General features: G+C 39.3%; 8 protein-coding genes, 1 pseudogene and 1 riboswitch. Of the genes and pseudogenes, 6 read left to right on the top strand and 3 right to left on the bottom strand.

Translation table 11 applies throughout. The features are described 5' to 3' along the window. Positions 1–194 precede the first annotated feature (194 nt). On the bottom strand, positions 195–587 hold the full coding sequence (locus IEX12_RS18885) for a hypothetical protein (RefSeq protein WP_102414675.1): 393 nt from the start codon (positions 585–587) through the stop codon (positions 195–197). 217 nt (positions 588–804) lie between these two features. Here IEX12_RS18885 and IEX12_RS18880 point away from each other — a divergent pair, with 217 nt between their 5' ends. The 3 genes from IEX12_RS18880 (at position 805) to IEX12_RS18870 (ending at position 3,406) form a co-directional block, all read left to right on the top strand. After that, the gene (locus IEX12_RS18880; protein ID WP_188725670.1) at positions 805–1,254 is read left to right on the top strand and encodes a hypothetical protein; all 450 of its coding nucleotides are present in this window, start codon (positions 805–807) and stop codon (positions 1,252–1,254) included. 18 nt (positions 1,255–1,272) lie between these two features. Then, positions 1,273–1,569 carry a helix-turn-helix domain-containing protein gene (locus IEX12_RS18875; protein ID WP_188725669.1) on the top strand — a complete coding sequence of 99 codons (297 nt, stop codon included), beginning with the start codon at positions 1,273–1,275 and terminating at the stop codon, positions 1,567–1,569. A 434-nt stretch (positions 1,570–2,003) separates the two neighbouring features. Further along, a riboswitch (SAM riboswitch) is annotated at positions 2,004–2,107 on the top strand. Between the two features lie 189 nt (positions 2,108–2,296). Then, positions 2,297–3,406 carry a 5-methyltetrahydropteroyltriglutamate--homocysteine S-methyltransferase gene (locus IEX12_RS18870; RefSeq protein WP_188725668.1) on the top strand — a complete coding sequence of 370 codons (1,110 nt, stop codon included), beginning with the start codon at positions 2,297–2,299 and terminating at the stop codon, positions 3,404–3,406. Positions 3,407–4,041: 635 nt separating this feature from the next. Here the strand turns inward: IEX12_RS18870 and IEX12_RS23915 are convergent. Both IEX12_RS23915 and IEX12_RS18865 read right to left on the bottom strand, forming a co-directional pair. Then, the gene (locus tag IEX12_RS23915) at positions 4,042–4,293 is read right to left on the bottom strand and encodes an FIMAH domain-containing protein (protein WP_371871348.1); all 252 of its coding nucleotides are present in this window, start codon (positions 4,291–4,293) and stop codon (positions 4,042–4,044) included. Between the two features lie 15 nt (positions 4,294–4,308). Then, positions 4,309–5,187: pseudogene (locus IEX12_RS18865) on the bottom strand (glycerophosphodiester phosphodiesterase); the annotation flags it as partial. 877 nt (positions 5,188–6,064) lie between these two features. Between IEX12_RS18865 and IEX12_RS18860 the strand changes: the two are divergent. Genes IEX12_RS18860 through IEX12_RS18850 form a run of 3 tightly spaced genes read left to right on the top strand, consistent with a single transcriptional unit; the run spans position 6,065 to position 9,936 of the window. Beyond that, positions 6,065–7,102 carry an ABC transporter substrate-binding protein gene (locus tag IEX12_RS18860; protein ID WP_188725667.1) on the top strand — a complete coding sequence of 346 codons (1,038 nt, stop codon included), beginning with the start codon at positions 6,065–6,067 and terminating at the stop codon, positions 7,100–7,102. A 15-nt stretch (positions 7,103–7,117) separates the two neighbouring features. After that, positions 7,118–8,239: an ABC transporter ATP-binding protein gene (locus IEX12_RS18855; RefSeq protein ID WP_102414677.1), complete on the top strand. Its 1,122-nt coding sequence runs from the start codon at positions 7,118–7,120 to the stop codon at positions 8,237–8,239. After that, the gene (locus IEX12_RS18850) at positions 8,236–9,936 is read left to right on the top strand and encodes an ABC transporter permease (protein WP_102414678.1); all 1,701 of its coding nucleotides are present in this window, start codon (positions 8,236–8,238) and stop codon (positions 9,934–9,936) included. Before IEX12_RS18855 ends, IEX12_RS18850 begins: the two co-directional genes overlap by 4 nt. The last annotated feature ends 54 nt before the right edge of the window (positions 9,937–9,990 follow it).

Raw genomic sequence — 9,990 nt, 5'->3', positions numbered from 1 at the left:
TATAATTCAGCACTCAATATCAAAAAAGAAGGCATTCGCTTATTAGCAAGTGTCTAATAAAAATATAAACTTTTGGAACAAGAGGGTTAGCTTGGTCCATTTCGTCAGCTACCAAAAGTGGCGATTACCCAAGAAGCCCCCACTTCAAGCAACCCGTAAGGGTGGTAAGTGGTGGGAGTGGTTCACTTAAATGACTACACTTCCTTAACCGAAATCGCCGCGGTAAAAGTCGTACTTCTGCATCCCTCAAGATCATTCTCATCCAATAACCCCAAGCTAATAGCTGAACTTATCTTTTCCTTGTCCGGTATTTTCACGACTTTAATCAAATCATTCAGCTTTAATTCCTCTAAGCGGTTAACGGTAATTTCATCATTAAATTTTTCATTTTTGCGGATTTGCCGTTGGAGTTTGTAACCGCCATCTGTTATTTCCCCTTTTTCATCGGAGCCCACTTGCTGATCAAAATAAGTGTGAAACAGGTTCTTTAGCTGGTTCATTTCCTGTTCGATTTCTTTCTTTTTCTTGTTAAGATCATAATATTTGGCCAATGTTTCCCCAGTAATAAACGAATCATGCTCGATCATGATACCACTCCCTATAAAAAGCACTTGATAGTGAATCTTATTGCGGAAGGTGAGGGATTATTACTCGTATTTTTGGTAATTGTTACAGTGTCGGAGTATATCAACCAAAGTTATGTTAGAAAACTCCTCCTGCCCTTCAAAACTTTTTATAGAAAATATTGAATGTTGATGGCATAAATGCTATCATATTGGTAATAATATAATAAAGGATAAAAAAATGAGTGAATCCGGTAAATTTAAAATAATATACGAAGGAAATGTAAGTGAATTTGAAAAGCAAATTTTATACAATTCGGATCAAGAAGTTATAAAGGGTAAGCCTGGGGGTTGGTGCCAATTGGCAGATGTTTATGCACGGCAACTTGCCATAATTAGTCACAATCCTTATCCAGAGGAACTTGACGGGGGAAAATCAATGGATGACGAAACACCTCCATCTGTAAAACATATTTATAAAAACTCCATATATGGGAACCTTTATAGGTGGGGTATACAAGGCGGATGGACTGGGAATCATCGGATTATTTATACGATCCATAATTATCATAAGGTAATCATGCTTTATTACTTTGACAAGCAATACAATGGCTTAATTAAGCGAAGGGATATCGTTCCTGCTGAATTAACATATGAGAAATATTGTGCTTTAGATCCGAATCTTTATTAAGTGTAAGGAGGTCTTAAAATGAGCGACTTTTTTAAAAAGTACTCTGAAATCCGTGGAGAAAATCATGTGCAAACCCTGCAACTGGAAGGACGTATAGCGGCACAAATTAAAACAATACGTAAAAGCCTAAACTTGTCTCAGCAAGGTCTTGCGGATTTGGCAGGTGTCCCCAAATCCACAATAGGGAGAATTGAAGCTGGTTTAACTAGCCCTAGGGTGGAAACATTATTGCAACTATCCAGAGCTTTGGATACCCCCTTTATTATCGATGGAACTAATAACAGTGACAACCACAATTTATATATACAGGTATAGTATAGGATGAACTTCACTCCGATCATAATTAATAAAAAACGAAGCAAAGCACCAATTTTGCTTCGTTCCCTATTTAATCACCGATCACGCAAAGCCTCATTTAACATATCCGGATCATTCGTAAACTATTCCGGTCACGCCCCAGTCCAATAACTCTTTCATACCTTCTCTGGTATTTACCGTATTGGGGTGATAAGTAAGTTATGCTAACGAGCTTTGTGCACATACATCCTAGTCAATCTTCTTACGGCTTATATCAATTCCCACTGTGTATTGTTCAATTTGGCTCCTTTCCAAAACGGTAATTGTTACAGGTCTATAAGTACGAAATTAAGGATGCATAATTCAAGGTAAAAATAAAACTTTTATTTTTTTCTTGACATTCAGAACAGATAGATGTAATTTAAATAATAACAATTTCAATATGCAATTTTTTCTTATCCAGAGAGGTGGAGGGACTGGCCCTTTGAAGCCTCGGCAACAGACTCGAGAAAGAGTACTGTGCCAATTCCAGAAGCGTAATGCTTGAAGATAAGAGGAGCGAATAGCTATGGTAACGAAACCTCTTCTTATTTCAGGAAGGGGGTTTTTTGATTGTCAATACAAAGGCCCCTCGTAATCTAGCAGGGAATGAGAGGTGTTGCGGGGAGTATCAAAACCAATTTTGCTGCAATCATGTTGTTCGTTAAACCAGGAACATAAAAAAAGAGGAAAGAGGGAATAGAATATGTCTATTACATTAACGAAAGCACCATTTAAAGCTGATCATGTCGGAAGCTTGCTCCGTCCAGAAAATTTGCATCTGGCAAGAAAGGAATTCAAGGAAGGAAACATCTCTGCTGAACAACTACGTGAGGTAGAAACAAAGGAAATCAAGCGGATCGTTGACAAGCAGATTGAAGTCGGCTTGAAAGCTGTAACCGATGGCGAGTTCAGACGCAGATTCTGGCATACGGATTTCCTGGAACATTTAAACGGCGTAGAAGGCTATGTTCCTGAAACGGGCTACATTTTTCATGGCAATGAGGAAACAGAAAGGTACAATGTTCGAAACACAGGAAAGATTTCGTTCAATCCAGATCACCCGTTTATCAAAGACTTTATCCTGTTTAATGAAATTGTAGGAGGCCGTGCAGTTGCCAAGCAAACAATCCCGAGCCCTAACCAATTATTTAACGAAGGCATCCGCGCTGAAACTATCTATCCGGACATCGAGGAATATGCAGATGATATTATCCAAACCTACCGGGATGCGATAAAGGCATTTTATGAAGCTGGTGTACGATACTTGCAGTTTGATGATGTTTATATTGCCGGACTTTCTTCACCAAACATTCCGTTCAACGACGGTAAATACTCCAGAGATCAGCTAATTGATTTGGCACTGCGAGTTGTTAACAGCGTGTTGGAAGGAAAACCAGTAGATTTGCATGTGACAACCCATCTATGTCGTGGAAACTACCGATCTAACTGGGCATTTGCCGGAAGTTATGAACTTATTGCCCCAACACTATTTGCCAAAGAAAACGTAAATGGATTCTTCCTGGAATATGACGATGATCGTTCAGGTGATTTTAAACCATTGGAATATATTCCAAACGGAGGGGCTCAAGTCGTACTTGGACTTGTCACATCCAAATTTGGTGAGTTGGAAGACAAAGAAAAAATTAAGGCGCGGATTAAGGAAGCTTCGCAATATGTACCGCTCGAGCAATTAGCCCTGAGCCCACAATGTGGATTTGCTTCTACCCATCATGGAAATAAATTGACAGAAGAGGAACAGTGGGAGAAGCTGAAATTTATTGCCGATATTGCGAATGAAGTTTGGGGATTTTGACATTTTGCCAAGTCGACTAAAGACTAAGAAAGCAATACCAGATTTGTCAGCAAAAAATTTTATTCAGAGGAATTGGGTTGGCAGCCGGGTTATGGCCTTAAACCTAAACTTGGTGAGCGTTGAAATGTCCAAAGATAAGAAGATTTTCATTAGGAACTTCCTATTAGGAGGTTCCGTTTTTTATTTTAAACACGAGAGCTAAGAAATGAAGGATAGATATGCTGCCAAAATGTAACAATCAACATATGGAACATGACTAGTAGAACATACCAGAAATTCCTTCCAGTTTAATTAATTCACATGATCCCATTGACCTTTGTTACATTGGAAATAGAATCCAATTCCTAAATTTTTCTATGGGGTGCGAAACTTAAGATACAGAAATCCTCAAAAAAAGAGAAACCGCAAAAATACGAATAAAAATGACCTCATTACATCTTTGCAGTTTCTCCATTTTTCCAACGCATTTATTAACTTATCTTTATCATAGCAACGAAATCTGTGTAGAACATTATTTTCTAAACCCTTTCGTTACAGCAAAAGACAATGTTTCCTATATCTTTATCCATGTTAGATTCAACAGTTGCAAATGTGCTAATTGCTGATCCTAACTTATGATTGGCTTCAATACCTTTTTATGATTGCCATTTTTCAATCAATAGATTAGCCTGAAGCATCAGGCTGTCATATGCTTCTTCAGTTATCCATTCTTCACTTTGATAGTGATTAAGCAAGTTCTTAAAGCCATTTGCATGTTTAACAACTTTGTCTCTTGCTGCTTCATCTTCAAAATGACTTATTGATGTTAAATGGATAGTTAGAGCATTGAATGCTTCCTCGTTTTCAATTGCTCCTTTGTCATAAAATTTATCTACTAGACTTTGTATATAGGAAGCACTATGAAATTCAGTAATGACGTCACTAAAAAGGTCAGGGTAATTTGTAAATAACCCCGTGACCCCCCATTCCAAAGCTGTTTTCATGGCCTCTTTGGTGTTAACTGTATATGGATGGATTTGTAATTCATGGCTTCTAACAGTATGAACATATTCTTCATTGATGTTATTAAAGTTTGGTCCAACCCCTATAGCGTACTGTTCTATTTCTTCAAGCTCGTCTTCAGCATTATTTCCCAAAGCCGGCTGACTAATCAATTGAACAAGGGGCATAGATGGATCCAATGAATGAGTTAATTTCAAACTGTCAGAAGAGAACGACTGAATGAGCACATTGTCTGAGAGACCATAACTTTCTATTAAACGCAATAGTTCCTCTTCCATTCCTGGATAGACATCCGGTGATTTTGTTTCAATGTAATAGTTTGATCCAGAACCGAATCTATCAAAGATTTCCTCTAGCGTGGGCACCTTTAAACCAACATACTCTTCCTTTGCTTTTTCCGGGTAAGCTGCATTAAACCATGAACCAGCATCCAATTGTTTTATTTCTTCCACCGTCATATTTTCTACCAAACCAGTCCCATCTGTTGTCCGGTCCACTGATACATCATGCATGGCAATGAGCGTGCCATCCGATGTCATTTGCAAATCAACCTCAATGTAATCCCCGTTTAGTTCTTCTCCAAGTTCATAAGAGGGGATTGTATGTTCAGGTGCATATCCGGAAGCTCCGCGATGAGCAACATTTACAATTTTTCCCTCTGGGTATTGAAGGTTAGCTGGAATCACTTTCTCTGCAGCTGATCCTATGTTTGGCATGTAGAAACATGCTACTAAAGTGACAATCATGAAAGCAGAAGCAGTTTTAAACCAGGTTTTCATATTTAATTCCACCCTTTAACTGTTGGATTTTAGTTCCTGCTTGATTAACACTTATTCACTACTGTTTTTTTACAAAGTGGTTGAACTAAGAAACAAGGTACTTTTCGCATGTCTTTATCGACAAACATCCTTAGGAATTTTGCTTTATAGGTATCCTCCTTCCTTATTCCATATCAATATTTACAGAAATTGATCAATCACCTCCACTGTGTATTAATAAAAGATGACCTTAACAAGCTATGAAGTTAGCAAATATACTAAGCAATCTATTTCTATCAGTAAGAAAAAAATACAGGATATAAAAATAAACCCAGCCAAAACTATGAATACGATAATAGCAACCGCACGCTAGGAGAGGTTATCCAAATACTATTCTCTCATAATATAGTTAATAGTAGCAAAATTGCGATATGTAATCAATGGGAATAGAATAGTTGTTAAAAAATGGGGCGAAAGTGGGATAAATAAGATATAGTTTCTCATTATAGTATGCCTTTGGACCTGCTACTAAATGATGTCAAAGGAATGCTTACAGAATTCCCGCGTGATAGATGAAAACTATTATCTATATGGGGGAGGCTTATGGATTACATGGGAATATCACCTTATATGGGAACCTTTTATATAATAGATGACTTTGTAAACCAACTATCTTCTTCTCCGGTTTACCCAGTAGAGACGCGCAATAAAGTATGGAACTTACTAAACCATCAATGAAAGTCGTGCAATAACTCATGGAACTTGTGCAGTATAGGCCATCTTCTTTGCAAATCATGGTCATGCCCATATCTACACTCCTAACGCGTCCAAAGTTATACATAAAAATAATTTACCCTCATATATTTCTAGAGAAAAGTATAGACAAGGGGGAGCTAGTTTGAAAAAAACATTATCGCTATTTATATCCGTTTGTTTTTTACTAAGTTTTGTTTTGCTTAGTGCTTGTGCCGGGGATGATGCATCGGGTGAAGAGGAGGGGGGAGGTAAGCCGATAACGTTATATTCACCAGAAACTCCGGAGCTTTCCAAGGAGCTGGCGGCTAAATACGAGGAATTAAATGGTACAAAAGTCAATGTTAATTATGCAGGTACAAACGTACTCGTTAACAAAATGATGGCTGAAAAGGGGAACCCTCAGGCTGACGTATGGTATGGCGGAGGAGGCATTTTGCCATTTGAAGCGGCGGTGGATAAAGATATCATTACATCCTATATTCCTGAGAGCGCGGAGGATTGGGAGGTAGTGGAAGATGGTATAAAGGTGAAGCATGAGGATGGGTATTATGTTGGTACGGAGATGTTTGTGCTTGGATTTGCCTACAATACGGAATTAGTGTCGGAAGAAGAAGCCCCAAAAACGTGGGAGGATTTGTTGGATCCAAAATGGAAGGGAAAAATTCAATTCCCTAATCCAGCAGCGTCCGGGACGGCTACATTAATGGTATTGAGCTATATGATGCAGCATGGGGAAGAGGCAGGCTGGGAGTACTTCCAGAAATTAAAAGATCAGGCAAATTCCATCCCTGACTCAGGTTCAGGTCCAACAAAGGGTGCTTCAATGGGGGAGGCACATATCGCGATAGGCTTCGATTTCATGGCTTATGAGCATAAAGCAAATGGAGAAACGGTCGACTTTATCGTACCGGAAAAAACTCCTATTCTTGTTAATCCAGTCACACTTGTCAAAGATGGCCCCAATCCTGAAGGCGGAAAGAAATTTATGGACTTTATGTTAAGTAAGGAAGCGCAAGAGATTTTGGCTGATTGGTACCATATTCCAATTAATCCGGAAGTAGAGTCAAAGACTTCCTTATCCGTAGACAATATAAAAGAACATGCTGTCGACTTGGATATCGATTGGGTAAATGAAAACTACGACCGGATCAGGGACGAATGGAAAACGAAAATAAAGTAAAGGAAGCTGATATACATGGGGTCAGTTGTGGTTGAACAACTAACAAAGGATTTTTCAGGTGTGACTGTACTTCAAAACATCAATTTGAACATTCAAGAGGGCGAGTTTTTTGCCCTCTTGGGACCATCTGGCTGTGGGAAAACAACGACGATGCGCTGTATTGCCGGATTTGAGAAGCCTACAAAAGGTGTTATAAAAATTGGGGATAAAAATTTAAACGGACTGGCGCCGAACGAGCGAAATTGCGGGATGGTTTTTCAAAGCTATGCGCTTTTTCCCCATATGAATGTATTCGATAATGTCGCGTATAGCCTTAATATCAAAAGACTGAAGGAAAGCAATATTTTTAGAAAAATTGGTGTTTATACCAGAATGATTAATAGCAAACTTGCCAAGTATCCAAAAGATATAGAGAAGAAAGTAATGGATATATTGGAGTACGTGGAATTAACCGATCATGCGAAAAAGCTGACAAGTGCATTGTCGGGTGGGCAGCAGCAACGGGTGGCATTAGCAAGGGCGCTTGTCATGGAGCCAGAAGTATTGCTGATGGACGAGCCGTTATCCAACTTGGACCAGAAACTAAGGCATACGATGCGGAATACCATCCGGCAAATTCAACAGGATTTAAAAATAACGACTATTTTCGTTACGCATGACCAGGAAGAAGCAATGAGTATGGCCGACCGGGTAGCGGTTATGAAGGATGGCGAAATATTACAAATTGGTACACCGACAGATTTGTACAGTAACCCAAAAAGTCCATTCATCGCTGATTTTGTAGGAACATCAAACATTATTCCGGGAAAAGTGATTGACCAGGAAAATGGCTTGTCCGTCGTTCAGATTGGCAATCAAACTGTAAAATCAGTCGCAACTGCTGATAAACAAGAGGTTCAAGTTATTATTAGACCAGAAAATATCAATGTATTAAATGAGAACTCCATGGAATATGACAACTCATTTGATGGGGAAATCTTATTTTCCACATATTTGGGTTCAACCGTCAGATACGATATTAAGGTTGGTGACTATACATTAACCGCGGATACAACCTATGAATCTGGTAATCATATCCTGAAAAGTGGAGCTTCGGTAAAATTAGGCGTTTCCCCTGAGAGGGTGTTATTGATATGAAAGGCTTAAAAAAGAATTTGACTGGCATTGGAATTGTAAAGCTGCTGATTTATGCCTTTTTTATTCTATTCTTGATTATTCCACTGCTATCGGTTTTTTTAGTTAGTTTCACAGGGGAGCCAATTAATTTCTTTGGGTCACTTATTAGCCTTGATACAATGCAACTCACGTTTGATCAATTTAAGAATGCAACGTTAGATAATTTTAAATCGATCTTTTCCAATGGTACGTATTTTAAAGCCTTGATGAACAGTTTATATTTATCGCTGTTAGTCTCGGTGATCGTATTAGCGATTTGTGTCCCGATTGCTTATGGTATTGCCAGAACGAAAATGCCATTTAAGAAAACGATTAGTGCTTTATGTACCATTCCATTAATTGTCCCTACATTCATTTCGGCGTATGCATTTATCATTATGTTCGGCAGAGCCGGGTGGGTAACTTATATCTACCAGGCGTTAGGTGGGGAAGGGTTTTTAATTGATCCATATTCATTTACCGGCATTGTTCTGGTGCAGGTGTTTTTCTTTTTCCCGTACGCGCTTTGGCCGATGGTTGCGGCGTTTAAAGTAAGTGACGTCTCATTGGAGGAAGCGTCCAGAAGCATGGGCTCGAAAAGCTGGCTGACATTTTTCACAGTAACGTTTCCACTAGCTATTCCGGGGATGCTTTCCACTGCGTTAGTTATCTTTGCCGTAAGTTTTTCCGACTTTGGTACGCCAATCATTCTCGCGCCTACCGATCTGAATTTACTCGTGGTCGAGGCTTATCGGGAAATAGCTGGATTTTTCAATTGGGGTGGTGCAGCAATTTTAACGGTCATCATGATCGCTGTTGCTGGATTTGTCTTCTGGCTGCAAAACGCGTTCTTTAAAGGGAAGGATTATGGCTCGCTATCCGGGAAGCCGAAACAGGTGAAAATGAATAATAATAAAGTACTGACAGTGTCATTGTCTATTTTCTCTAGCTTGGTTGTGCTCGTCCCTTTGTTGGCAATGCTGACCGTTTTTATGCAGTCGATCGCGACCACATGGGGAGTTGAGCCGCTTCCTGCCGGGTATACATTAAATCACTATAAAGATATTTTTACAAATTCGCTCGGGAATATCCAAAACAGTATTATATTGGCACTTGGGGCATTGGTGTTGAGTATTATTATTGCGACGTTTGTTTCCTATTTTGTAGTACGGCAAAATTCCACGGGCCTGGATTTCATGACAACCGTCCCGCTTATTGTTCCGGGTATCGCCTTTGGTATTGCCCTGATTCAAACGTTTAATACGGCACCATTGCAGTTAACAGGAACAGCCGTGATATTAATTATTGCGTATACCATTAGGCGTATTCCGTATATGATCAGGTCGACGGTAGGAACGATGAAATCAATCAAAGCAGATATTGAAGAAGCAGCTGTTAATCTCGGTGCTTCCACACTGACAGCAGCTATTACCGTAATTGGACCACTTATGTTACCAGGTATTGCAGCAGGGTCAATTTTGGTATTTGTAACGGTCATCAAAGAAACAAGTATATCCATTTTAATGGCCCCCGCTAATTGGGCGCCGATGAGTTTAGCGATCTTTCAAAATATTTTACGGGCCGAGTATTACTCCGCAGCGGCAATGTCGATTGTCCTGGTTGTTTTAGTTCTGGTTTTGCAAGCAATAGCCAATCGATTTTCGCGAAAGCAATTATAGTAAAAACAGAACATCGACAGTAGGATGTGAAACATCAACAGAAAAGCGAGCAAC

This window comes from Lentibacillus populi (assembly GCA_014642895.1).
Classification (GTDB): Bacteria; Bacillota; Bacilli; order Bacillales; family Amphibacillaceae; genus Lentibacillus_C; species Lentibacillus_C populi.
This window is presented reverse-complemented; position numbering and strand designations above follow the sequence as displayed.

Excerpts from the sequence above, each read along its gene's own strand:
- IEX12_RS18875 (WP_188725669.1), top strand. The coding sequence starts at position 1,273 with ATGAGCGACTTTTTTAAAAAGTACTCTGAAATCCGTGGAGAAAATCAT.
- IEX12_RS18855 (WP_102414677.1), top strand. The coding sequence starts at position 7,118 with ATGGGGTCAGTTGTGGTTGAACAACTAACAAAGGATTTTTCAGGTGTG.
- IEX12_RS18870 (WP_188725668.1), top strand. The coding sequence starts at position 2,297 with ATGTCTATTACATTAACGAAAGCACCATTTAAAGCTGATCATGTCGGA.
- IEX12_RS18880 (WP_188725670.1), top strand. The coding sequence starts at position 805 with ATGAGTGAATCCGGTAAATTTAAAATAATATACGAAGGAAATGTAAGT.
- IEX12_RS18850 (WP_102414678.1), top strand. The coding sequence starts at position 8,236 with ATGAAAGGCTTAAAAAAGAATTTGACTGGCATTGGAATTGTAAAGCTG.
- IEX12_RS18885 (WP_102414675.1), bottom strand. The coding sequence starts at position 587 with ATGATCGAGCATGATTCGTTTATTACTGGGGAAACATTGGCCAAATAT.